This window comes from Hahella sp. CR1 (assembly GCF_029813005.1).
Taxonomy (GTDB): Bacteria; Pseudomonadota; Gammaproteobacteria; order Pseudomonadales; family Oleiphilaceae; genus Hahella.
In genome coordinates this window covers 273,498-297,118 of the sequence record NZ_JAPELK010000004.1, presented here as the reverse complement: position 1 = coordinate 297,118, position 23,621 = coordinate 273,498, and the positions used below count along the sequence as shown (strand labels likewise).

23 protein-coding genes are annotated in these 23,621 nt (G+C 53.9%); 10 read left to right on the top strand and 13 right to left on the bottom strand.

Going from position 1 to position 23,621, the window contains the following annotated elements; all coding sequences use genetic code 11:
• Positions 1-89 precede the first annotated feature (89 nt).
• Positions 90-362 carry a PilZ domain-containing protein gene (locus tag ONV78_RS11985; protein WP_216734849.1) on the top strand — a complete coding sequence of 91 codons (273 nt, stop codon included), beginning with the start codon at positions 90-92 and terminating at the stop codon, positions 360-362.
• Positions 363-378: 16 nt separating this feature from the next.
• Here the strand turns inward: ONV78_RS11985 and ONV78_RS11980 are convergent, their stop codons facing one another.
• Entirely contained in the window at positions 379-768 is a 390-nt protein-coding gene (locus ONV78_RS11980; RefSeq protein ID WP_216734850.1) for a hypothetical protein, read from the bottom strand.
• A gap of 544 nt (positions 769-1,312) precedes the next feature.
• Here ONV78_RS11980 and ONV78_RS11975 point away from each other — a divergent pair.
• The 3 genes from ONV78_RS11975 (at position 1,313) to rapA (ending at position 7,045) form a co-directional block, all read left to right on the top strand.
• The gene (locus ONV78_RS11975; RefSeq protein WP_279503332.1) at positions 1,313-3,283 is read left to right on the top strand and encodes a putative nucleotidyltransferase substrate binding domain-containing protein; all 1,971 of its coding nucleotides are present in this window, start codon (positions 1,313-1,315) and stop codon (positions 3,281-3,283) included.
• Positions 3,280-3,972, top strand: a complete 693-nt coding sequence (locus ONV78_RS11970) for an exonuclease domain-containing protein (protein WP_279503331.1) — start codon at positions 3,280-3,282, stop codon at positions 3,970-3,972. The genes ONV78_RS11975 and ONV78_RS11970 overlap by 4 nt, the downstream gene beginning before the upstream one ends.
• A gap of 169 nt (positions 3,973-4,141) precedes the next feature.
• Complete coding sequence (rapA, locus tag ONV78_RS11965) at positions 4,142-7,045, top strand: RNA polymerase-associated protein RapA (protein WP_279503329.1); 2,904 nt, start codon at positions 4,142-4,144, stop codon at positions 7,043-7,045.
• 64 nt (positions 7,046-7,109) lie between these two features.
• Here rapA and ONV78_RS11960 read toward each other — a convergent pair whose 3' ends face one another.
• The 3 genes from ONV78_RS11960 to ONV78_RS11950 form a co-directional block, all read right to left on the bottom strand.
• Entirely contained in the window at positions 7,110-8,309 is a 1,200-nt protein-coding gene (locus tag ONV78_RS11960) for an iron-containing alcohol dehydrogenase (protein WP_216734854.1), read from the bottom strand.
• Positions 8,306-8,854, bottom strand: a complete 549-nt coding sequence (locus ONV78_RS11955) for an SCP2 sterol-binding domain-containing protein (RefSeq protein ID WP_216734855.1) — start codon at positions 8,852-8,854, stop codon at positions 8,306-8,308. Before ONV78_RS11955 ends, ONV78_RS11960 begins: the two co-directional genes overlap by 4 nt.
• 173 nt (positions 8,855-9,027) lie before the next feature.
• The gene (locus ONV78_RS11950; protein WP_279503326.1) at positions 9,028-9,825 is read right to left on the bottom strand and encodes a helix-turn-helix transcriptional regulator; all 798 of its coding nucleotides are present in this window, start codon (positions 9,823-9,825) and stop codon (positions 9,028-9,030) included.
• A 169-nt stretch (positions 9,826-9,994) separates the two neighbouring features.
• Between ONV78_RS11950 and ONV78_RS11945 the strand changes: the two genes are divergently transcribed.
• The gene (locus ONV78_RS11945; protein ID WP_279503324.1) at positions 9,995-10,408 is read left to right on the top strand and encodes a hypothetical protein; all 414 of its coding nucleotides are present in this window, start codon (positions 9,995-9,997) and stop codon (positions 10,406-10,408) included.
• Positions 10,409-10,565: 157 nt separating this feature from the next.
• Here ONV78_RS11945 and ONV78_RS11940 read toward each other — a convergent pair whose 3' ends face one another.
• The 6 genes from ONV78_RS11940 to ONV78_RS11915 form a co-directional block, all read right to left on the bottom strand.
• The gene (locus ONV78_RS11940; protein WP_279503323.1) at positions 10,566-10,997 is read right to left on the bottom strand and encodes a hypothetical protein; all 432 of its coding nucleotides are present in this window, start codon (positions 10,995-10,997) and stop codon (positions 10,566-10,568) included.
• A 143-nt stretch (positions 10,998-11,140) separates the two neighbouring features.
• Positions 11,141-12,109 (bottom strand): WG repeat-containing protein, encoded by a 969-nt coding sequence (locus ONV78_RS11935; protein WP_279503322.1) that lies wholly within the window; start codon positions 12,107-12,109, stop codon positions 11,141-11,143.
• 2 nt (positions 12,110-12,111) lie between these two features.
• Positions 12,112-12,822, bottom strand: a complete 711-nt coding sequence (locus ONV78_RS11930; protein ID WP_279503321.1) for an alanyl-tRNA editing protein — start codon at positions 12,820-12,822, stop codon at positions 12,112-12,114.
• 71 nt (positions 12,823-12,893) lie between these two features.
• Positions 12,894-13,223 carry a DUF2288 domain-containing protein gene (locus tag ONV78_RS11925; RefSeq protein ID WP_279503317.1) on the bottom strand — a complete coding sequence of 110 codons (330 nt, stop codon included), beginning with the start codon at positions 13,221-13,223 and terminating at the stop codon, positions 12,894-12,896.
• A 266-nt stretch (positions 13,224-13,489) separates the two neighbouring features.
• Positions 13,490-13,648, bottom strand: coding sequence for a hypothetical protein (locus ONV78_RS11920; protein ID WP_216734861.1), 159 nt, complete (start codon positions 13,646-13,648; stop codon positions 13,490-13,492).
• Between the two features lie 46 nt (positions 13,649-13,694).
• Entirely contained in the window at positions 13,695-14,903 is a 1,209-nt protein-coding gene (locus tag ONV78_RS11915) for an RtcB family protein (protein WP_279503315.1), read from the bottom strand.
• Positions 14,904-15,421: 518 nt separating this feature from the next.
• Between ONV78_RS11915 and ONV78_RS11910 the strand changes: the two genes are divergently transcribed.
• Both ONV78_RS11910 and ONV78_RS11905 read left to right on the top strand, forming a co-directional pair.
• Complete coding sequence (locus ONV78_RS11910; protein ID WP_279503314.1) at positions 15,422-15,697, top strand: hypothetical protein; 276 nt, start codon at positions 15,422-15,424, stop codon at positions 15,695-15,697.
• A gap of 182 nt (positions 15,698-15,879) precedes the next feature.
• Complete coding sequence (locus tag ONV78_RS11905) at positions 15,880-16,083, top strand: hypothetical protein (protein ID WP_127969197.1); 204 nt, start codon at positions 15,880-15,882, stop codon at positions 16,081-16,083.
• Positions 16,084-16,109: 26 nt separating this feature from the next.
• Here ONV78_RS11905 and ONV78_RS11900 read toward each other — a convergent pair whose 3' ends face one another.
• On the bottom strand, positions 16,110-16,598 hold the full coding sequence (locus tag ONV78_RS11900) for a hypothetical protein (protein WP_253938077.1): 489 nt from the start codon (positions 16,596-16,598) through the stop codon (positions 16,110-16,112).
• 171 nt (positions 16,599-16,769) lie between these two features.
• Here ONV78_RS11900 and ONV78_RS11895 point away from each other — a divergent pair, with 171 nt between their 5' ends.
• Positions 16,770-17,051 carry a pyrimidine/purine nucleoside phosphorylase gene (locus ONV78_RS11895; protein WP_127969196.1) on the top strand — a complete coding sequence of 94 codons (282 nt, stop codon included), beginning with the start codon at positions 16,770-16,772 and terminating at the stop codon, positions 17,049-17,051.
• A gap of 174 nt (positions 17,052-17,225) precedes the next feature.
• Positions 17,226-17,609 carry a hypothetical protein gene (locus ONV78_RS11890; RefSeq protein ID WP_216734863.1) on the top strand — a complete coding sequence of 128 codons (384 nt, stop codon included), beginning with the start codon at positions 17,226-17,228 and terminating at the stop codon, positions 17,607-17,609.
• An 80-nt stretch (positions 17,610-17,689) separates the two neighbouring features.
• Here the strand turns inward: ONV78_RS11890 and ONV78_RS11885 are convergent, their stop codons facing one another.
• Together ONV78_RS11885 and ONV78_RS11880 are read right to left on the bottom strand one after the other, a co-directional pair.
• The gene (locus tag ONV78_RS11885) at positions 17,690-19,465 is read right to left on the bottom strand and encodes a cation acetate symporter (RefSeq protein ID WP_279503309.1); all 1,776 of its coding nucleotides are present in this window, start codon (positions 19,463-19,465) and stop codon (positions 17,690-17,692) included.
• 18 nt (positions 19,466-19,483) lie between these two features.
• Positions 19,484-19,750: a DUF4212 domain-containing protein gene (locus ONV78_RS11880; protein WP_127969193.1), complete on the bottom strand. Its 267-nt coding sequence runs from the start codon at positions 19,748-19,750 to the stop codon at positions 19,484-19,486.
• 347 nt (positions 19,751-20,097) lie between these two features.
• Here ONV78_RS11880 and ONV78_RS11875 point away from each other — a divergent pair, with 347 nt between their 5' ends.
• Positions 20,098-23,607, top strand: a complete 3,510-nt coding sequence (locus ONV78_RS11875; protein ID WP_279503306.1) for a NahK/ErcS family hybrid sensor histidine kinase/response regulator — start codon at positions 20,098-20,100, stop codon at positions 23,605-23,607.
• The last annotated feature ends 14 nt before the right edge of the window (positions 23,608-23,621 follow it).

Sequence of the window (23,621 nt, the reverse complement as noted above, 5' to 3'; positions counted from 1 at the left end):
TTCTCTCTCCCTCTCGCTCATTTTGTGGTCTACACTGATAAGAAGTCCGCGTCCGCCTGACATTAATTCGAAGCGAGCCCAATGTTGTTATGAGTAGAGAAAAGCGTAACTCCCCCCGCATCAAAGCTAATTTCCGGGTTGAGCTATCCAGCCCGCAATTGGGCGTTATCGAAACCCGGACCCGGGATGTTTCCGATGGCGGGGCCTTCGTCATCATCGCAGAAGAAACCACGCCTGAACTACACATGAAAGTGCAGATTCGCGTACTGGATCTGCCCGGAGAACCCGGTCAATCGGTGGAAAGCGAAGTAGTGAGAATTGAGAATGAAGGGGTAGGATTGCGATTCATTCCGAAAGACTGATTTTGCAGCCTCTCGGTTACGAGGCGGGCTCTTCAGGCGGTTCGTCCAGCTTGTTCTTTTTGCTCTTCTTGTCTTTGTTCTTGCCTGGCTTGTAGTCCGTCTCCGGCCATGCGGACTTTATTTCCGCCGCTTGCTGCGAAGCGGAGAACTCCTCCCACAAAATGCCGTTGCAGTCTTTATCGCAGGTGAAGAATTTGGCTTCAGAGTCTTCCCAGCCCAGATGACGTAAACGTCCGCCTTCGCCAGGCGCAGTCTTACGAATAGAAAAGTTCAGCTCCTTGGTGCGCCATAGCGCATATTCACCCGGCACCACAACATCAGCGGGACGCCCCAGCCTTTCGTTGTACTCCTCCACCGACTGCTCGATATCGATGACGGCAATGGCCAGATGAAATTTTTTGCTCATACAATGAGGCTCCTTCACTTACAAAAATTCGAGGCTTTGAGTGTGATAATACAACACCAAGGCGCACATGGGGTTGAACCCGTGCTGATTCCAGAATGACAGGGGATGATAGAACAACGGAAGGGAAGCATACCGAAAAAAAATACCGGGCGGCCAGCGGAGATTCCACCTGCCTATCCCGGTTTAACATGGACAATAACGTCCATCACTCAGCGTTCACACACCATTGAAGGTCGTTCCCGGTAGTGTCTATACGACCGGGGCACAAAAAGAACCTCTGAAAACTCAGGGGCCCTCCCTATGCTCGCGGGAATAGCCCAGCTAGTCCCGTCGTTATAGTAGCAAAGGCCCCATACCGTAAAACCCCGACCTTAGTCTAAACCTTGGCCAGCCCGGCGTTTCGATCCAGTGGCGATGCGCCCTCGCCGTTTTTCTCATGCAAATTGATCTACGCCAAGTCTGGCGGCGGGACGCAGTACAACTAAAGACGTATAGTTTAGGAACACGCGCCTATTTATAAATAAGTTTAAAAAAGGTCGCCCCTATGTCCGATTCATCCCCTGACAACACGCCAAACGGAGTTTCCCGGATGTCGCTGGCGGAAGCCTCTGGCGCAGACAGCGCCATCCCTCAGAATATCCGCTCCCTGATGAATTTTCTGCGCGCCTTCGTTCCTTTCAAACACATGGACGACGGCCCACTGGCGACGCTGCTGGAAAAATCCAGCATCGAGTTTTTCCCCGCCGGCGCGCCGATCATCGGACCGGAAGATGGCGCGCCGGAGAAGTTCTATATCGTAAAGCAGGGGTATATCGTCGGCGAACGCGACAGCTACCGCCACGCCAACGAACTCCCCACATTCGACATCGGTCCCGGCGCCTGTTTCCCGGTAGCGGCGCTACTTGGCGAACGCCCTACCCGCACGTTACACAAAGCTCAGGAAGACACGTTCTGCATTACCTGCAGCAAAGAGCACTTTTCCCGCATGCTGGCGGTCTGCCCGGTATTCCGCGATTTCTGTCTGCGAGGGGTCAGCAGCCTACTGGACCAGGTCAACCGGCAGATACAGGCGCAAGCGCAGTCCACCCTGGGAGAAGACTATTCTCTCAATACGCCGCTGAGCCAGTTTATTGAACGTCAGGCCGTACATTGCGAGCCGACGCTGAGCATTCGCAAAGCGGTCAGGATCATGGATGAACGAGGCGTCGGCTCCATGGTGGTGACGGACGCCAACCGTAAGCCCATCGGCATATTTACGTTAAGGGACTTGCGTCGTTTTATCGCCGATCCCGGCGCGGATCTGGATGCGACCATATCCAGTCGCATGAACGCGGACCCGATTTCCCTGTCGCCGGACGCTACCGCCTTTGAAGCAGCGTTGATCATGGCGAAACATCATTTCGCCCATGTTCTTATCGCGGAGAATGACAAACTGCTGGGCGTTGTTTCCGAGCGCGACCTGTTTTCCCTGCAGCGGGTCAATCTGGTGCATGTCGCCCGCACGCTGGCGAAAGCGCCCTCTGTAGACGCTTTGGCGGCGTTGCAGAGCGATGTGGCGCGTCTGGCGGAAACCATGATCGCCCACGGCGCCAGCGCCGAGCAGCTCAACCATATTGTGACCCTGCTGAACGATTACAGCACCCGTCAGGTCATCCGGCTGATAATCAAAGAACAAGGCGACCCAGGCGTGCCGTTTAGCTGGATTACGTTCGGCAGCGCTGGCAGGCGCGAGCAAACCCTGCTGACGGACCAGGATAACGGCATCATCTTCGAGCTGGAGGATTCGCGCCTTTGGGAGTCGGCTCGTCAGCGTTTATTACCCCTGGCCTCGCGCATCAACGCGGCTCTGGACCAGTGTGGATTTACGCTCTGCAAGGGCAACATCATGGCGGGCAACCCCAAACTGTGTCTGAGCGCGCAGGAGTGGGAGCAGCGTTTCAATGGCTTTATTGACGCCGCGACGCCGCAGAACGTACTCAACTCCTGCATCTTCTTCGACCTGAGAACGCAGTGGGGCGACGCGACGCTGGCGAGCCGTATGTTCGCTCCTATCCGTCGTCGCATCCAACAGCACACACTGTTTCAACGCATGCTGGCGACAGCGGCGCTGGAGCACCGGCCGCCACTGGGACTATTCAAAGGATTCGTTACCCGCAAGGAGCATGGCCTGGAAGGCGTGGACCTGAAAAAGCAGGGGCTGACGCCCTTTGTCGACGCCGCCCGAGTCCTGTCACTCGCACACGGAGTGGAAGCCTCCAACACCATTTATCGGCTGCGCCAGCTCAGCGAAGCCAATGTTCTGGAAACCCGGGATGCGCGCGCCTGGGAAGAAGCGTTCGACTTCATTCAACTGCTGCGCCTGCGACATCACTTGCACTGCAAGCGGGAAGGCAAGGAACTGACCAACCTGGTGGCGCCCAATGCGCTCAACGATCTCGACCAGCGCATTCTGAAGGAAGCGTGTCGCCAGGCCCAACGACTACAAAGGAAGCTCGCCTGGAGTTATCAATTATGACCTTGGATCAATTAACGGACTTTTTTTCCATGGACGCAGACGTCAAAGCCCTCACGCGCTGGTCGCCGCCTCCGCCGGGGCAGGCGCTTGAAGACATACGCTGGGTAACGGCGGATGTGGAGACAACCGGCCTTAACACAAAAAAGGATGTGGTGATCGCTATCGGCGCAGTGGAAATCGACGGCCTGAGCATCTGCCTGGAACAGACATTCGAACTGGTGATCAACGCTGACGCGCGCCTGGAAAACGACAATATTCTGATTCACGGCCTGTCCCACCAAGCCCTCAGCCAGGGCGTACAGCCCAAAGAAGCGATTCATTCCTTTCTTAGCTATGCGCACGGCGCCGTCCTGCTCGCCTTTCATGCGCCCTTCGACAAGGCCATGCTAGAAAAAGAAGTCCGCGCGCATCTGGGCGTCAGTTGCCGGCTACCATTCTACGACGTGGCGGAATGGCTGAAAGCGCTTTGTCCGGAAGCGCCCTCCCATCTGCGCAGCCTGGATGACTGGTCCCACTATTTCGGCCTCTATAACGATCAACGCCATCATGCCGCCTGCGACGCCATGGCCGCCGCTGAACTGGCGTTAATCTGCCTGCAAAAAGCCCGCAGCCAGGGCGTGACGACCTGGAAAGGACTGCAGGATAAAGTCGCCGCGCGGATCAAACTGGAAAAAATGCGTGCTCATTGACAAAAAGCGAACAGGAAACAGATCCCCAGCAGTGATACCATAACGCCCTTGCGCCGGACTGCGCCTGTTCGTCACCGCGCACCGCCCGCAATCAGTGTCCGTTGCGTCATGGGAGAGCCTACGCGCCCTCTCCCGCCACGACGGAAGCACACCGTTAAATACAGCGAGAATGAGTAAATTGAGTACCCCGAATTTTGTGATCGGCCAGCGCTGGATCAGTAACACTGAGCCTGAACTAGGCCTCGGCATCATCACCGAAAACGATAATCGCAGAATCACCATCAGCTTTCCCGCCGCCACCGAGCAGCGCACCTATTCCGCCGCCAACGCACCCTTGAGCCGCGTGCAGTATCAGGTAGGCGATAACGTCAGCGATAATGACGAGAAGAAATACACTGTAGCCGGGGTGATGGAGCAACAAGGCTATCTGATCTATGAGGCGCTTGACGAAAAAGGCCGCAAAGTCGAACTGCCGGAGCTGGAGTTAAGCAGCTTCGTCCACTTCGTCAGCCCGAAAGATCGTCTGTTCTCCGGTCAGGTCGACAAACTGAGCAGTTATCTGCTGCGCCAGGAAACCCTCGGCTACCAAACCCGCCAGCAGGCGACCCAGGGCTACGGCCTGATGGGCGCGCGGGTGCAACTTCTGCCCCACCAGATGTACATCGCCAACGAAGTAGCGCACCGTCACGCTCCACGAGTGTTGCTGGCGGACGAAGTCGGCCTGGGTAAAACCATTGAAGCGGGCCTGATCCTGCATCACCAGCTATTGAGCGGACGCGCCCAGCGCGTGCTGATCGTGGTGCCGGAAAGCTTGCTGCACCAGTGGCTGGTGGAAATGCTTCGCCGCTTCAATCTGCAGTTCTCTATCCTCGACAATGAGCGTTGCGAAGCGCTGACCGAGTCCGGCGAGGAAAACCCGTTTGAATGTTCTCAGTTGGTGCTCTGCAGCCTGAACTTCATCACTGACAACGAACAATGGCGCGAACACGCCCTGAACGCCCAGTGGGATATGCTGGTCGTGGATGAGGCGCACCATCTGAAGTGGTCGCCTGAACAACAGAGTCCCGCCTACAGCCACATCGAAGCATTGGCGCAGAAAGCGCCCGGCCTGTTGCTGCTGACTGCGACGCCAGAACAGCTGGGTCTGGAAAGCCACTTTGCGCGTCTGCGCTTGCTGGACCCCGCCCGCTATCATGATCTGGAGCGGTTCCGGGAAGAGGAAAGCCAGTATCAGCCAGTCAACGATCTAGTCAAAGAGTTGCTGGGTGAAAGCGGTCCAAAGCGTCTGCTGGACTCCAAGGATGTGCAGGCGAAGCTGGCCGGCTACCTGGGACAGGATGCGGTGGACACGCTGCTGACGGAACTACAGCAATTCGAGGTCGACGCCGACGAGGACAGCCGGGAAGAAGCCCTGCACCGGGTCGAACGCGCCGTGCGCAAGCTGTTGGATCAACACGGCGTAGGCCGAGTGTTGTTCCGCAACACCCGTTCCGCCATCAAAGGGTTCCCACAGCGCGTCCTGCATTTACATCCTCTACCCCAACCGGAAGAACTCGCCACTCTGACCGCCTCCGCCAACCTGGAGCAACGGCTGCACCCCGAGCGCCTGCTGGGCGCGGAATGGGTTAAAACCGACGCCCGCGTGGAGTGGTTGGCGCAGTGGCTAAAACAAAATCGTCTGGAAAAAGTATTGGTGATCTGCGCTCACGCGGAAACCGCTCTGGATCTGGAAGACTTCCTGCGTTTACGCGGCGGCTACCGCACAGCAGTATTCCATGAAGGTTTGTCTTTGCTGGAGCGTGATCGCGCTGGCGCTTATTTCGCGGACGATGAATACGGCGCTCAGGCGCTGATCTGTTCAGAGATTGGCAGCGAAGGCCGTAACTTCCAGTTCGCCAGACGCTTGGTGTTGTTCGACTTGCCGCAAAATCCGGACTTATTGGAACAGCGCATTGGCCGACTGGACCGTATCGGACAACGCCACGATGTGAATATTCACGTTCCGTTCTTCGAAAACTCCGCCCAGGAACGCCTGCTACGCTGGCATAACGAAGGCATCAACGCCTTCAGTCGCCCTTGCCCCGCTGGCGCGGCGATTTACCAACGCTTCGCCGAGCGCCTGGAAAGCGAGCTGGAGCAAACGGATGATCGGGATGAATTCAATCAACTGATCGCTGACACCCACCAGTTCACAGAAGAAACGCTGCAGGAGCTGCAACAAGGCCGCGATCCACTGCTGGAACTCAATTCCTGCGACCCGCTGAAAGCGAACGATCTGGTTGAGCAAATTGCAGAAGACGAGCGCCGCAAAGAGCTGGAAGACTACATCGAGCGTGTCTTCAGCCAATATGGCGTGGACCAGGAGCAGCACAGCGAACGCGCGTATATCTTCCGCCCTGGAGATCATATGCAGTGCAGCCACTTCCCCGGATTGCCGGAGGATGGCGTCACCGCGACTTTCCATCGCGATCTGGCGTTAAGCCGTGACGACATGCAGTTCCTCACCTGGGAGCACCCAATCATAACCGGCGCTATGGATATGATCCTGTGCGGCGAGTTCGGCAACACCGGGCTCTGCACCATTAAACTGCCGCCGTTGCAACCAGGAGCCCTGATGGTGGAGACTATTTTCCGCCTCAACTGCCCTGCGCCGAAGGCATTGCAGCTTTACCGCTTCCTGCCGAAAGAACCGGTGCGCCTGCTGATCGACAGCAGCGGCAAAGAGCTAGGCAAAATCCTGACTGCCGCTCACTTGCAGCAGCTGGGGGAAAATGTGCCCAAGCGCACCGCTCAGGATCTGGTGCGTCATGCCCGCCCGCAAATAGAACCACTGATCACCAAAGCGGAAAAAACCGCGGCGACGCAGAAAAGCGAGCTGGTGGAGCGTTCTATCGCCCTGATGCTGCAATCCCAGCAAACGGAAATTGAGCGTTTGAAAGCGTTGGCGGAGGTGAATCCGAATATCCGTCAGGATGAGATTGATTTCCTCATCCAGCAAACGGAAACCTTGGAGAAATACCTGAAAGGCGCGCAGCTGACGCTGGACGCCGTGCGCGTAGTGATCGCCACCTAAGGCGGCGATTCACAAAAATACCCGGCTGTCGGATCATTCCGCAGCCGGGCTCTTGCTGTTTACTTTACATATCGTCCCAAGCGCTCTTCAGCACTTCCAGCACTTCCTCAAAGTCCGCTTCCGCCGGATTGAAGATAATAGACCCATCGTCCATCGCCACATCTGCGATTTTCGGCAGCAGATCCAGACTCACTTTGCCTGTTTCCTTCAACGTTCGTGGCAGCTTACAACGCTCGAACAGCTCATCGCGCAGTTCTCTTATCGCAGCGACCGCCCGTCTCGCACGCTGTTCCGGCGGCGTATTCGCGTATACCCGCGCTCCCGCCAATGGCAACAACAACTCCGCCAACGGCTCGCGAATTTTGCCTTTACGCAGGTTGTATTCCAGCACATAAGGCAGGAACAAACTCATGCACATCCCATGAGGTAGATGACAAATAACTCCCAGCGCATGCCCCAGCGCATGCACTAATCCGACCATGGAATTGGAGAACGCGATGCCCGCCATAGTTGAAGCTTGCGCCAGCTCCAGACGACCTTGCGGATCTTTCGGATTCTCCATCACTTCCAACAAGTGCTCGCTGATTTTCTTGACGGCGGAAAAAGCATAGGCGTCGCTGAGCGGATTCTTGGCCATGCAGGTATATGCTTCAACTGCATGGGTAAGCGCGTCCATCGCCGTGGCCGCAGTGATGTGCGCGGGCAATGTCAGCGTCATGCGCGGATCGATAATCGCCGCATTTGGCAACAGGAAAGGTGAGCCGAAAGGCAGCTTAACGCCTTTTTTCCGATCGGCGATCACTGCGACCGAGGTGACTTCCGACCCAGTGCCTGCCGTCGTGGGGATGACAAAGAAGGGCTTGAGCGGACGCTTCAGCACACCGGCGCCAGAGTACTTGGCCAGATTGTCGCCCCCTTCGGAAACCAGAATATTAACGGCTTTCGCGGTATCGATCACCGATCCGCCGCCCACGGCGATGATGGAATCCGCCCCCTGCTCCCGGTACACAGCAGCGATATTGCGCACCACTTCAGTCGACGAGTCCGGCGGCACATCATCAAAAATGGACGCCATCTCCACACCGCCTTCGCTGCAGGCGGTAATCACATAATCCGACAGTCCCGCGCCACGCACGCCTTTGTCAGTAATCATTAATGGATTCGATACGCCCAATGCGCTGAGTTCAAAAGGAATATGCTCCAGCGCAGCCTCGCCTGCGATCACTTTGACCGGGCAAAAAAATTCGTAATACCCTTTGCTCATGCTGCTTTCCTCTGCTCAGACAAAAAGTTGGTCGCCACACGCAGATATATCCGCGCGCCCTGAATAAGTTTCTCCGGGAGTGTTATAGAGGGATACTCTTTGATCGCCATCTCCGCCACCAGTTTCGGCAGGATAAAGGCCTCCAGCCGGTTCAAGGCTCGCACCATCCGCACCGCGCTGGAAATATCGCCATCCACCACCATACGGTCATTGGCGAACGCGGTCGCTGTGCTTTCCTGGAATGAAAGCATGCGGAAGGCATGTTCGATGTGCTTGATATAGATGGTTAAATCCGCCTCACCATCGGAGTCGGACAAGAAAATAAATGAGCCATCCGCCGCTTTGCGCAGCATCAGCCCCGGCCCCGCGGGCAATACCTTCATAGCGAAGGTGAAGTTTTCCGGAAAAGCCGACAATTCCCGCTGAATTTCATTATCTTCTTGGGAAATCGCCTGCAACGCGCGGCCAACCACCTGCATCATGGTCGCCACATACAGCCGTTTGGCGCGGCTGATCGCCTGACTCTTGAGTTGCTGAATTCTCACGCTCCACCCACCCTGAGTTGTTGTTATACCGCTGCTTGATTACGTGTATCGCTACAACCGAAAAAATTTCACTTTCCGGGCAAGCCATAACGTAACAAACGAGTTAGAGCTTTTACTCTAGACAGAAAGCCCGTTTCCGTCAATAGAAGGCTGCGAAGCGCAGTAAAGCCAACCTAAAGCCCTCCGCAATGACCGCGCCAATAGGCTTCAGTGGCGTCATCCAGCGGAAAGAAATGTTCAATGCGAATGTCCCTGACCGTGATATCCAAGGGCGCGCCAAAGCTGGAGATCGAGCTGAACATTCTCAGCTTCACACCGTCCAGATTGATATTAAAGTTGATGACAGGACTATCCAGACTCTCCAGGTTGCGCTTTTTCCAATCAGAAGGAATGCCTTCGATACTCAACAACTCCTCTATAAACGCTTCATCCTCCGTAGCCCCCGCCTCCAAGGAATGCTCTCGCCAAATACGCTGGAGCATATGACAGGCCAGCAATTCCCAGTCATCAACAAAAGACCTCAGTCCATCCTGAGCCAGAAAGACCTTCATGAAATTCGGCGTCTCACTGATCGCCATACCGGCGACCATAAGTCGTTGCATCATAAATTGCTGGGCCGCATTCGCCTGAATCAGGTTGTAATGTCGGTCCAGCACCACAGCGGGATACGGCATGTGCGACTGCATCAGTTGCGCTAGCGCCTTTCGCACTGGCGCCATGGAAGCCGCATCCAGACGCCGCTCACCAAACACCTGACTGTATCCAGCCAGCGTCAACAAACTATTGGTCGTCGTCATGTCCACTCCCAATATTCGCGCCATATGCAGCACCATCTCTCGACTGGGCTTGGAGCGACCCGTCTCCATAAAACTGATATGTCGCGAAGACACCTCTGCTTCCAAAGAAAGCTCAAGCTGACTGAGCCGTCGCGCTTCTCTCAGCTCCCGTAACCTCACGCCAAATGCGCTCATAGCTATGACTCCCGACTCTAATTTTCTTTATGGCTGCGCTTTCACTCGCCTCAATTTGGCCAATATGCCCGCCAGAAGCAACTACCCGCCATTACCTCAGAGGTAATTGTTTGGCGTTAGTCCCTGCTTCAAAAATAGACCCGCAGACACCTCAATCAGGAGAAGACTTATGACCCAAGTAAAAAATCGCCAATTGCTGGCTAAAACACTTTATGTCAATGCAGCCCTTTCACTGCTTCTGGCGATTGATCTGATACTGTTCCCATCCTGGTTCGCGGCCAAGGTGGGCGGACTGGCGACAGAGGTTTACATAGGATTAGGTATAGGGCTGGCGATATGGGCGGTGGATGTTTTTCTCGTTGCGCGCTCTCCCGCCTGGCAGGACAAGTTTTCAAAGTGGATTGTTTATCTCGACTGGGCCTGGGTGCTGGCCAGCGTGCTGGTGGTTGCGGTATTCAGCAGCAGCTTTTCGGGGCTTGGCTTGTTTCTGATCGTCGCGATCGCGCTAGCGGTGACGATACTTGCGCTGCTGGAACAGTCCGCAATAGGTAGGAACGAGACGGTAGGAAGTGCTGGAGTCTAAAGACGATAGCGACAATTGAAACGCAGAAAGACAAAAGGCGCAGCTTCCCAGCCGCGCCTTTCGTATATCCCTATAATCCCTGACCGCTTCCTACGGTTAAGACACCATCCTTGTTGCATCCTTGCTTCCCAATCCCTGGGTGTTCGCTTTCGTCTCCTTACGATTCACATATTACGGATTCATGGGGCGCCACAAAATAAGCTTTCTCTGCTTGGCTTGTGAGACATTCGCCCAAGATCGAAGGAAAAATATCTCCGCCCCAAAAACAAAAGGCGCAGCCTCCCAGCCGCGCCTTTCGAATTTCCCTATTTTCCCTGACCGCTTCCTGCGGTGAAGACATCATCCTTGTTGCATCCTTGCTTCCCGATCCTTGGGTGTTCACTTTCGTCTCCTTACGATTCACATAATACGGATTCTCGATGGACCACAAAATAAGCTTTCTCTGCCTGGTTTGTGAGACATTCGCCCGTGTCTCGTAAGACGGTGCCGTTTTCCCCGTATTGCGCCCATAAAACGCAAGAAGGCGCAGCATTCCTTGCTGCGCCTTGAGATTTGAACGCTTCCCTTGCCGATTCCTATGGCTGTTCATCGTCCTTGTCGCTTCCTTTCCTCGCATCCTTACGTCCGTCTGTGCATCTTGCGGGTTAAATATTAGTAATCTCGATAAGCGAAAAAAATACTATATGTCTGCTCTACGTGTAGGAGATATCTCACAAGCCTGTGAAGCCTCCTTCAACGGGTTTCAATTACTTTGGTACAGGCGGCTTTCGGCTCAGGGTTGTTCAGCTCCAGACACATGCGTTTACATCTGACACTGGTCGCCACAGCCGGCTCGCTCTCGCAATCAAAGGTCACTGCCACAGCAGCGCCGACAACCTCTCCAACACGATGCTGGTCGCCTTCAAAAAAGAGGGCGCCAGCGCCGGATACATCGATAATCGCCCACTGTTGTGGCTTGTCTATGGCCAAGACTGTCGCGTAACCAGAGGAAAACTCCCCAGCATAATAAAACTGCGGTGATATGGCCCATTCGCCTTTATTGTTGATATATCCCCACAATGTATCCGAGCGAGCGGGAGCCAACCCATCAGAAAAGCGGCCCGCCACCTGAATCTTACGGGGTACGGAAGCCACGCGTAAGCCCTGCTCATTAATGATCCAGCCCGGCTCAGTGATGTCCTCACTCTCCGTCTCCACATAGGCTAGGCCTTCGCTAAAACTGGTGATGCGTGAGAACTGAGGCGCCAGCAGCAGACGGTCTTCATCCAGGTTAAAAAAACCCCATTTGCCGTTGTAATTGACGGCGACAATAGCGCTATGAGGAGTAATTTCTATGTGGTCATACACCAGGGGAATAACGATCTCGCCGCTATGGTTGATCGCCCCACAACCCAAGCGCCCCATTTGTCCTACAAGACATACCTGCGCATAGGCGCCAATAAAACCGTCAACGCAGCGATCAAACCAACGGTCGCCAACTGGCAGTCCCTCCAGGGAACGATACCGGCAGCGACCTTCGCGTAGCTCTTGCTCATACCCCATATCGAACTGAATTTTATCGTCACAACGAGGCGCGTTGTCTGTGACTTCACATTGCAACGTGGAAACATCCACCACAGAGGGCGCAGCCCATACCTGGGAGCATATGCTGATCGCCAACAAGGCGGCTAAGCCGATGCAGGACAAGACCCTCTTCAACATAATCACACGCTCACTAATGCCAAGTTTATCCGACGATTACCCTTACCTTTATTTTCGATTTTCCCGATCACAACAGGGCCAATTTCAGCGGTGTTTTTTACATGCGTACCGCCGCAGGGCTGTAAATCAACGCCGTCCACGCTCACCAGCCTGACTTGGCCTGCGCCTCTTGGCGGCTGCACGGACAATGTTCGGACCAGCTCTGGCTGGGCGTCTAGCTCTTCATCGGTAATCCAACGATAACTGACAGGATGACCCGCAGCGACCAATGCGTTAATTCGGCTTTCCAACTCTTCTTTGTCGGGAGAATAATCCAGATAGAAGTCCAGGCGTCCTTTGTCCGCGGATATATTGCCTCCGGTTACAGGCGCTTCTATCAGGGAACACAATAAATGCAGGCAGGTATGCATCCGCATATGCGCATAACGGCGCTCCCAGTCAATGCGAAGCGTCAGTTCCATGCCTTCCGTCAGGCCTTCTGAGCTGTCCAGAATGTGCAAGATTCCTTCGCCGCCCGGGTCTTTGCGGGTGTCTATCACTTTCCAGATCCGAGCATCCCGGCTTTCCAGCTCCCCCGTATCACCGGGTTGCCCACCGCCCAGAGGATAAAATATCGTCTTATCCAGCAATACAGTGTTTTCCTTGATCGCAACTACCCTGGCGATACATTCTTTTGCGTATGCGTCTTCTCTGAACAGCTCCTGCGTCATCATTATCACCCTGCGCTACGTATATGCTTTTCTTGCTTTTCCGTTACCAATGCCTGCGCTTTTTTCTATAACGCTCAGGCGGGCTTATCTTGCACCAGGACCCAAGGCGCTACAACAACCGCCCATAGTTCATAGCTTTCGTCATGCCAGCGCTGCGCGGTCTCCGCCGTCACGCCACCCAGCTCGCCGGATTTGATCCAGGCTTCCACCTTTTGTTTGTCGTCCTGGGCTACCGCTGCGGCCGTTTCTATCAAATCAAGCTCTGCGGACACCAATACGACCTGCCCCTTCGCATAAAAACGCTCCAGCTCGCGCCAATTAATTCTCGCTGTATCAGACACCAGCTTCGCGCGCAGCTCTTCAGCGGGAGACAAGGGTTCACCAGCGTTATTAATCTCTGTCATCAATCATTCTCTACTCAGTTAACTTTCAGAATGTCAGGCTGGCGGACATTATCAGAAATGCATGGAGCAATATCCACTCTTACGGTTCGGGCATGTCATTGGGAATAGCTAGCAGTGACGGTTTACAGGCCAAACGCGCGAAAATAGAAGCCGGATATAAGACTTAGGACTCGAAAATATCGTAATGAGAAAGAGAGAAGAGGAAGAGAGAAATAGTCGAGATGGGGTGAAGCGTATCGAGGGTGTTGAGTAAATAGCGGAATAAGTTAACGCCACTCCCCGGCAAGCTGCCGGGTGTGACGTTTTTGCGCAGCGCGTTTAGCGCCAGCGCTCTTTTCGTGGATTCCCCCTTTTCGCATCAAAGGGTTAATTGCGTGGGGATTTCTTGCTTTCACAATAGCCTTGCGGCCCGCTTTTTTACTCATAATTGCATTCTCCAGATTCGCCCCTCATGGGCTTTATGGTTTTCGCTTATCCTTTGATACAGATAAGCTGTTTAAGTTCATGAACCACTTCAATCAAGTCCGATTGATTCTTCATGACTTCATCAATGTCCTTATATGCAGAGGGTATTTCATCCAAAACGCCCTTATCCTTTCTACACTCGACGCCCGCCGTCTGTCTCTCAAGATCATCGCGGGTAAAGCGCTGACGCGCCTGCATACGACTCATTTTGCGGCCTGCGCCATGCGAGCATGAGCAGAAAGACTCCGGATTTCCTTTGCCTCTCACAATGAAGGATCTGGCGCCCATACTTCCTGGAATGATACCAAGCTGTCCTTCCTTCGCACTGATCGCGCCCTTACGGGTGACATACACGTCCGCGCCATAATGTCGCTCTTTTTGCACATAATTATGGTGACAGTTAATCGCCTCACACGTAGTCGTAAACGACGGCAAAAACGGTTGCATGGCTCTCAATGTCAAACCAAGCATTTCCTCCCGATTCACTCTTGCGTATTCCTGGGCCCACTCGACAGCATCCAGATAAGCCGCAAAATGAGGACTGCCTTCTTCAAAGTAGGCCAAGTCCCGATCGGGCAGGTTGGCGATATGTCGAGACATATCTTTACGGGCCCGCTCGATAAAATAGCGCCCGATCACGTTACCGATTCCGCGACTACCGGAATGCAGCATCACCCAGACATCCTGGCTTTGGTCAACACACACTTCTATAAAGTGATTGCCGCCCCCCAGGGTTCCAAGCTGTCGCACCCAGGTCTGTTGCGCTCGCGGCAGCACTTTGCTCAGTTTCGGATGTTGCTCCAGCAGCCTGTCCGCCCCTGACGCCAGGGATTTGCATGCAGCAAACCTGGACGAGACAGAGGAGTGCGCACGATGCCCGACAGGTACTGCACGTTCAATCGCTGAACGAATCCGGCTTAAATCATCCGGCAACTGCGACGCTTTCAGCGACAGCCTGACGGCATTCATGCCGCATCCAATATCCACTCCCACTGCGGACGGAATAATCGCGCTACGAGTAGGAATCACCGAGCCGACTGTCGCGCCAATGCCGACATGCACGTCCGGCATCGCCGCAATGTGGGAATGAATGATTGGCAGACGCGCCAGGTTCTTCAATTGGGACATAGCTTGATATTCCACTTCCGCGGTGAAAATTTTCACCGGTGCGGAACCTGCGTCCCCAGATTTATTTAACTCAATAAAAACAGGCATAAATTTCCTGCGCCGACACTAACAAACTAAGGGTCGACGTCCTTACATGGCCTTACTTGCCCGCGCCAACGCGCCGACATGAAGGCCTTCTTCATGGAAATGAGCCACAACGAGAGGGGTATTAAAACGCAAAAACCCCGATCAACGTCAGTCGACCGGGGTTTTCGTGTGGAGGATCCCGGCTCGAAAGGCTCTATTTATTCGCCTTTCAAGCCAACGCACTTGAAAGGCTTCTAGTCTGATTTTTTGCTCTGACTGATCAACACTTTCAAATGCCTCCTTAAATTCTGGTTTCTAGTTGGCTTCCTACTATTTGAACCACAACAGGCTGTGGATTTTGTTTCCAGCGAAAGCCGCTTAACTGAAAACTAAGCGCGGCATGATACGGTATGGAGTCACCCCACGCAACAGCAAAGTTCCCCTGGGGGAACTCTATGATGAATACCTTATCTATCTGTGTAAAACTCAGACTGATACTCCATGGATAAAGAGTTCAACAAGAAAAAGAGGATGGCCACATGATCGATTTCACTGACATAGCACACTGGGTTCAACTGCTATTGGTGCTGGGAACTGCTTTTTCAGTTTACTTTTTACTGTTGTTCATATTAGAACAATGGACCATTAAAAGAGGAAAACTCAAGCCCCTGAAAAACACCGACTGGGATGACGTTCGCCAGTTGCGGGATCGGGGCCAGCTATACTGGGCTATACGCCGCTTGCGCCAACTGAAGCGAAGGAAAGGGGTCCGATTAAACTACGAGGACGCCTGGAAAGCTCTGAATGACCTATAGTCAATTCGTAATCCTCTATTTCTTCGCCGATTCTCGTACTTCTGTCACAAACTGACGTTAAATGTCACTTCGCACCTAACACCCCTAACAACAAACCGCATAACATTTTGTTTTTATTGAAAAAATAAAATTGGCACGCAAATAGCTTATTAGATGGCAAGGATTTTTCTGGAGCGCGTTAGATGGCTAAATCGACAAAAGTTATCCACATCAGCAATACCCGACCCTCGTCGGCGCTGAATGCGCTCAACCGTATTACAGGCCTGGACTGGGGCAGAATGCCCAAATCACTGGTAAATGATATTGCGGAAGCAGCGCAACAGGAATGTGAAGAGGAGCCCAATCGGGCGCAACCCAGCCTCATGAATACCATGAAAGCCGGGTAGCAAATTAGGAATGTCTTAGAGGAATATCAGGCGGAGCGTTGGTTGGTCGCCGCCTGTTCGCTGGCGTGGCGTTGTACGTAGAGCTCTTCCACCGCAAAAGTTTCACCGTCCCGGGTTCCACCGCAGCAGGCTTTCATATAAGTGATCTCACCCTGCACTTCCAGCGTCACACAACCTGAAAGCATAGTTGATGTGCTTGTGCTCAATTTCGCCTCATCAACCATTACTGCAAACTCGCCACGATCATCACGATACATGATCCACAGAGAAACAGGCTGTTCTGGTGGCGTCAAAAAACGCAACCATACGGCGGCGTTAAACGTTTTCTTTACCTTGGGAGCCCGTTTTGGCGTTGGCGCTTCCGCCTTGGCGCTTTTGCGCAACATGCGCACGAAATCAAGCCGCGAGCCTTTGTCCAGCGATCTGCTTTGTTTTGACGGATCTACGTACTCGGTACGAGGCACGTCCGCCAAAACCTTCAACTTCAATAACTTGCTTGGCATCGCCGAAGACATTCCCACCTCCTGTTCATCATTGCTCTACTTTAATCATTCGGCCATCGACAAAGAGTGAGCATTCTCCCCCGCAACCTGCCCATTAGCGCACACTTTTACCAAACAAAACATGCCGCAACAGAACGTTACAACCCTGTGTTATACTGCCTCTCCATTTTTGGAGAGATAACCATGCTGAAGGTAAATGAGTATTTTAACGGCAGAGTAAAATCCATCGCTTTCCAAACAGCGACTCTGCCGGCGACGGTCGGCGTCATGATTCCTGGAGACTATGAATTTTCCACCAGTCAACACGAGACGATGACCGTTGTAAGCGGAGCCTTGAGCGTCAAGCTGCCCGGAAGCGAAAGCTGGACGCGATTCAATGCAGGGGACCGGTTTGAAATACCGGCAAACGCCACATTTAATCTGAAGGTTGCAGTTGACACCGCTTATCTGTGCACTTACGGGTAAAAGCGTATATACAGTAGCCGCCCAATACGCCCTAGGACACCCTTTTTTTCATTTTGAAACAAGTCGTTAGCCAAGCCGGCAACATAGCAAAAATGCATTAGGGTTGAAATCGTCCATATGGCCGCCATCTAATAAAGTTAATATTCAAAACCAACCAATTCGGGACAAGACAAAATGAATGAATCTCAATCCCCCGAGATGACTATGGACGTCAATAATCTGTATCTGGAAGAAGTGATCACAGATCAGAAAATCGGCGCTATCAGACGCCTGACGCCAGTTGACGCCAACGGCGCCAAAGATGAGTCGCGCAAAGTACTGTACTACGGACAAACCCAAATGATGACTCCAGCCGGCGCCCTGCCTCTGAACTTCGAGCTGGAAGCGGACTCCCTGGAACACGCCGTAAAAATGTTCTCCGAAGCAGCAAACAAAGCGATGCACCAGACCATCGAGGAACTCAAAGAGATGCGCAGACAAGCCGCCTCATCCATCGTTGTTCCTGGCCAGGAAGGCATGGGCGGCATGCCCGGCGGCGGTAAGATTCAGCTACGCTAAGCCGTACTTTTAAGTCAGCAGACTTTGCCCAATAAAAAAGCGCCCGAAGGCGCTTTTTTATTGCTTAATTAACTTGCCAATCAGTGACCAGCCACTGGCGCCACAGCGCCTCTGGGCACGCGAATATCCTCCACCAGATCCTGAATATGTGCGGGCGGTTCCGCCGTCATCTTCGCAACCACCGTAGATACGACGAAGTTGAAGACCATACCCAAAGTGCCGATGCCTTCTGGTGAAATACCGAACCACCAGTGCTCCGGCGTATTCGCCGCAGGATTTACGAACTTGAAGTAGACGATGTAGCTGAAGGTGAATATCAGACCTGTCAGCATACCCGCAATCGCGCCCTCTTTGTTCATGCGCTTGTAGAAGATTCCCATAATGATCGCTGGGAAGAAGGACGCCGCCGCCAAACCGAAGGCGAACGCCACTACCTGAGCGACAAATCCCGGCGGATTAATGCCGAAATAGCCTGCAACAGCAATGGCCGCCGCCGCCGCGATACGCGCCGCCAACAGTTCCTGCTTCTCCGAAATATTCGGCATCAGGTTACTCTTCAACAAGTCGTGGGAGATTGAAGTGGATATAACCAGCAACAGACCCGCCGCAGTGGACAACGCCGCAGCCAAGCCGCCCGCTGCAATCAGCGCTACTACCCAACCAGGCAATTGCGCAATTTCAGGGTTGGCCAGCACCATGATGTCACGGTCGACATAAAGCTCATTCGCGCCTTCTGTCGGAGCATTGGTCAGCACACGCTCGCCACTGGCGCCGCGCTGATCGCTGGCGAAGTCAGGCTTACCTGCGAACGCCGCTCCGGCGGAATACTGAATCTTGCCGTCGCCGTTTTTATCCTGCCACGCCAGCAATCCGGCATTTTCCCAGTTCTGGAACCACCCAGGCAGCTGCTGATATTCCGCATTGTTAACGGTTTGCACCAGATTCAATCGGGCGAAAGAAGCAACTGCAGGCGCAGTGGTGTACAGAATGGCGATGAACAACAACGCCCAACCTGCAGACAAGCGCGCATCGCTGACTTTAGGCACAGTGAAGAAACGCACGATAACGTGCGGAAGCCCCGCTGTTCCCACCATCAAAGCCAGGGTGATTGCGAACGTATCGATAGTGGACTTGGACCCGCTGGTATATTCCGCAAACCCGAGATCAATCGAAATCTGGTTCAGCTTATCCAGCAAATAAGTGTCCGTTCCCTGCACAGTATCTCCGAATCCAATCTGAGGAATGGGGTTGCCAGTCACCAGTATGGAAATGAAGATGGCCGGGATCATATACGCAAGAATCATGACGCAGTATTGCGCCACCTGGGTGTAGGTGATGCCTTTCATGCCTCCGAGCACTGCATAGATAAACACGATGCCCATGCCGATCATGACGCCAAGGTTGATATCCACTTCGAGATAACGGGAGAACACAATGCCTACGCCGCGCATCTGCCCTGCGACATAAGTAAAGGAGATAAAGATAACGCAGACGACCGCCACCATCCTCGCCGCTTGAGAGTAGTAACGCTCTCCCACGAACTCAGGCACGGTGAACTTGCCGAACTTGCGCAAATAGGGCGCGAGACACATCGCCAGCAGCACGTAACCACCGGTCCATCCCATCAGATAGACCGAGCCGTCGCGACCAACAAACGAAATAATCCCCGCCATGGAGATAAACGACGCCGCCGACATCCAGTCGGCGCCAGTGGCCATGCCGTTCGCAATCGGGTGCACGCCTTTGCTTGCGACATAATACTCACTGGTAGAACCGGCTCTTGACCAGATTGCTATCCCGATATAGAGAGCAAAGGTCGCGCCGACGATTATATATACTAGAACCTGGGTATCCATATAGGCCTCCTACTACGTTTATTCTTCGTGTACGTCATGTTTGCGGTCCAGCTTGTTCATACGCCAGACATACACAAATATCAGTACAACAAAGGTGTAGATGGAGCCCTGCTGGGCGAACCAGAAACCTAAGGGGAAACCACCAATTTTGATAGTGTCCAGAGCATCCACGAAGAGGATGCCGCAGCCATAGGAGACGACGAACCAAATCGTCAATAGTGTAAACAGTAGTTTCAGGTTGGCGCGCCAATAAGCGGCCTTGGCCGAAGCTTTTTCACTCGACATACCGACTCCTCCGCGTTGTTATTTTTATCGGTGTAATCAAGATAACACTGCCGCCGCGCGAGAAAATCTAGACCTTGGTATAAGTATTTTTGCCTATAAATTTCAGGATGTTACGTATAAAGGTCAAAGACATTTCCGACCAAAGTCTACGCAATTAGACATAGGTATAAACCGAAATAAATACCCTTGCGCATAATCAAAATAACTACACGAATAACGAAGCGGCGCAATATATTTCAATATGCAAATAGAAGAACAAAGGAAAGGAAAACTTAGAAATATCCCCCTTGCCCGCTTATCATTGAAACTCGCGCTATTAAATTCCCGCAACCAAGATAAGTCCGCTGATGATTAACGGTTTTTTGCTTTTTACGGTTTCCATTGCTTATATCGGCTTGCTGTTCGCCATCGCCTATGTGGGAGATCAGAGCCCGCGCATGTATGTGAACGAACGCACCCGGGTGGCGGTGTATAGTCTTTCCTTGGCGGTTTATTGCACTTCCTGGACATTCTTTGGCGCGGTGGGATCAGCAGCGGCGACGGGGCTTGGCTATCTTCCCATCTACGTCGGCCCCATGCTGGTATTAATTTTTGGGGCGCCGCTGTTATCTCGCATTATTCGCATCAGCAAACGCCACAACACCACTTCCATCGCCGACTTCATCGCCACGCGCTATGGCAAGTCGCAGACTCTGGCCGTCATGGTCAGCATCATCGCCATCGTTGGCATCCTCCCCTACATCGCACTGCAACTTAAAGCCGTATCCACGGGATACAACGTGCTCACTGAAGGAGCCTTGCAACCCAACCGCGAAGCGCTGCCGCTGTTTCAGGACACTGCTTTATATATAGCCGGAGTGATGGGGCTGTTCACGATTCTGTTCGGCACCCGACATATCGATGCGACAGAGCATCACCGGGGAATGATTCAAGCGATCGCTTTTGAATCCATTATCAAGTTTATCGCCTTTATCGCCGTGGGCATTCTGGTGTGTTTTGTGATGTTCGACGGCCTGGACGACCTTGTTCAGCGACTTGAGCAGTCAAAACAGGACGGCGCTTTCAGCTTCGGAGCCATCTCACCGAGTAACTTTCTAGTGCAGACGTTACTGGCGGCGTTCGCGATTATCTGTTTGCCGCGCCAGTTTCACGTTACGGTTGTAGAGAACTATGAGCCTCGCGATATCTACACTGCGCGCTGGGCGCTGCCGCTGTATCTGTTTTTCCTGATACTGTTTGTCATCCCCATCGCGGCGGCGGGCATCCTGACCTATCCCAACGGCACCGTCGACCCAGATATCTTTGTGCTCAGCTTACCCGTGGTTGCGGGTCATGAATGGTTGGCGGTGCTGTCGTTCATCGGCGGTGGCTCCGCCGCCACAAGTATGGTGATTGTGTCCACCGTCACGCTCAGCACCATGTTCTGCAACGAAATCATCGTGCCGTTGCTGCTACGAATACAGGCGCTGGACCTGTCGCGCAAAAAGAATGTGCATTTCTGGCTGCTGAACATTCGCCGCGCCACGATTTTGGTCACCCTGCTAGCGGCTTTCGGCTATTACCGCATGATGGGCAGCCACTTCTCTCTGGCGTCTATCGGCTTGCTGTCTTTCGTTGCGGTAGCGCAGTTCGCTCCCGCATTGATTGGCGGGATTGTCTGGCGACACGGCAACCGCCAGGGCGCCATTGTGGGCCTGATTTTCGGCTTCGCCACCTGGATCTACACCCTGTTGATCCCCTCGCTGATCAGCGTCAACCAGATCGATTCCGCCCTAATCAACACCGGCCTGTTCAGCATGGAGTGGACCCGTCCCACCGCGCTGTTCGGCCTCGACGGCATGGATACCATTACTCATGGCGCGCTCTGGAGCGTGGGCGTCAATCTGCTCCTTTATATCACTGTCTCTCTGGCGACCACGCAACGAGTCATAGAGAAAATTCAGGTGGCTTCGTTTTTCGACAGCGCACAGGACGCCGGCGCCAGCCCCACTACCTGGTTGAGCGAGGCCACCATCGAAGATATTGGCGCCTTGTCTGAACGCTTTCTTGGCGAGGAACGCACGCGGGAAGCGTTACGCGACTTTTCTCGTCGCAACCGGGTCAAACTCTACCCCTCCAAACCCGCCAGCGTGGAGCTGATCAAACACATCGAAAAGCATCTGGCGAGCGCCATCGGCTCCTCCACCGCACGGGTGGTGCTGAACTCCGCCCTCAAGGGACAGGAGATGCAGATTGAAGACGTAGTAAGCATCGTCGATGAGGCGTCACAGGTCATCAAGTTCAACCGGGAGTTGTTACAAGCCGCCATCGAGAACATGAATCTGGGCGTATCCGTGGCGGACAAGTCGCTCAATCTGGTGGCCTGGAACAGCCGCTATGTAGAGATCTTTAACTACCCAAAAGGCTTCATGCGCGTCGGCCGCCCTGTGGCGGACCTGCTGCGCTATAACCTGTTAATGAACCACGTACCCGCTCGGCGAGCGCAGAAAATAGTTGAACGGCGTCTGCAAATGATGGCGGAAGGCCGCCCTCATGAGTACGAGCGTACGCGTCCAGACGGCACGGTCATTTTGATCCAGGGCAGCCCCATGCCGGATGGCGGCTTCGTCACCACCTTCTCCGACATCACCGGCATGCGCCGCACCGAGCTAGCGTTAAAAGAAACCAACACCTACCTGGAGCAACGCGTCAAAGAGCGCACTGAGGAACTGTCCAAGCTGAACAAACAGCTGGTGAAAGCGAAATCCGTGGCGGAAAACGCCAACCTGAGTAAAACCCGCTTCCTGGCGTCAGCGAGCCACGACTTGCTGCAGCCGCTCAACGCCGCGCGCCTGTTCTCTTCCGCACTCTCCAATAAAGTGAAAAACAACGAGGAATACAGTGAGTTGGTGAGCCATATCGACAGCTCTCTCAACGCTGCGGAAGAGATTCTCAGCACCTTGCTCGACATCAGCAAACTGGACGCAGGCGCACTGGAGCCGCACTTCACCACGTTCAACATCAACGAACTGCTGCGCCACCTGAATACTGAATTTACCGTTATTGCGGCGGAGAACGGCCTGACTATGCGCACGCTGCCCAGCAATTGTTATGTCTATTCCGACCACCAGTTGCTGCGCCGGGTGATTCAGAACTTCTTGACCAACGCGATCCGCTACACCCGTCAGGGACGCATCGTCCTGGGTTGTCGCCGCCTCAAGGATCATGTGCGGATTGAAGTCTGGGATACCGGTCCTGGTATTCCGAAAGACCAGCTGGAGTCTATCTTTGAGGAGTTCAAACGGCTGAATCACGGACAGACGGAAAAGAAAGGCCTGGGCCTGGGTCTGGCGATCGTCGATCGTATCTGCCGCATGCTGAATTATCCGGTGGAAGTCCAGTCCTGGGTGGGACAGGGCAGCAAGTTCGCCGTCACTATCCCACTCGGCGTCAAACCTGTCGACAAACCCGCCGACGCGGCCAAGACGCCCCGCGCACTGGGAAGCCTGAAAGGCGTCAACATTCTCTGCATTGATAACGAACAGGTGATCCTGGACGGCATGCGCGCATTACTGGAGGGCTGGGGATGCACCGTGCGCACGGCGCGCGCTCCCGAAGCCGCCAAGACGCTATGCGCCGAACAGGCACCGGATATTCTTTTGGCGGACTATCAGTTGGACGATGGCGAGAACGGGCTGGATACCATGGATATGCTGCAGGAAACCATGCCGACGCGGCGGCCGGGCGTGTTAATTACGGCGCTGAATACCGATGAAGTGAAGCAGGATGCGAAAGACAGGGGGTATCAGATTCTGCACAAGCCGGTGAAGCCGGCCGCGTTGAGAGCGATGATCAACAAGATGCTGGCGCGGGCCTGAGACTCGACTCAAAC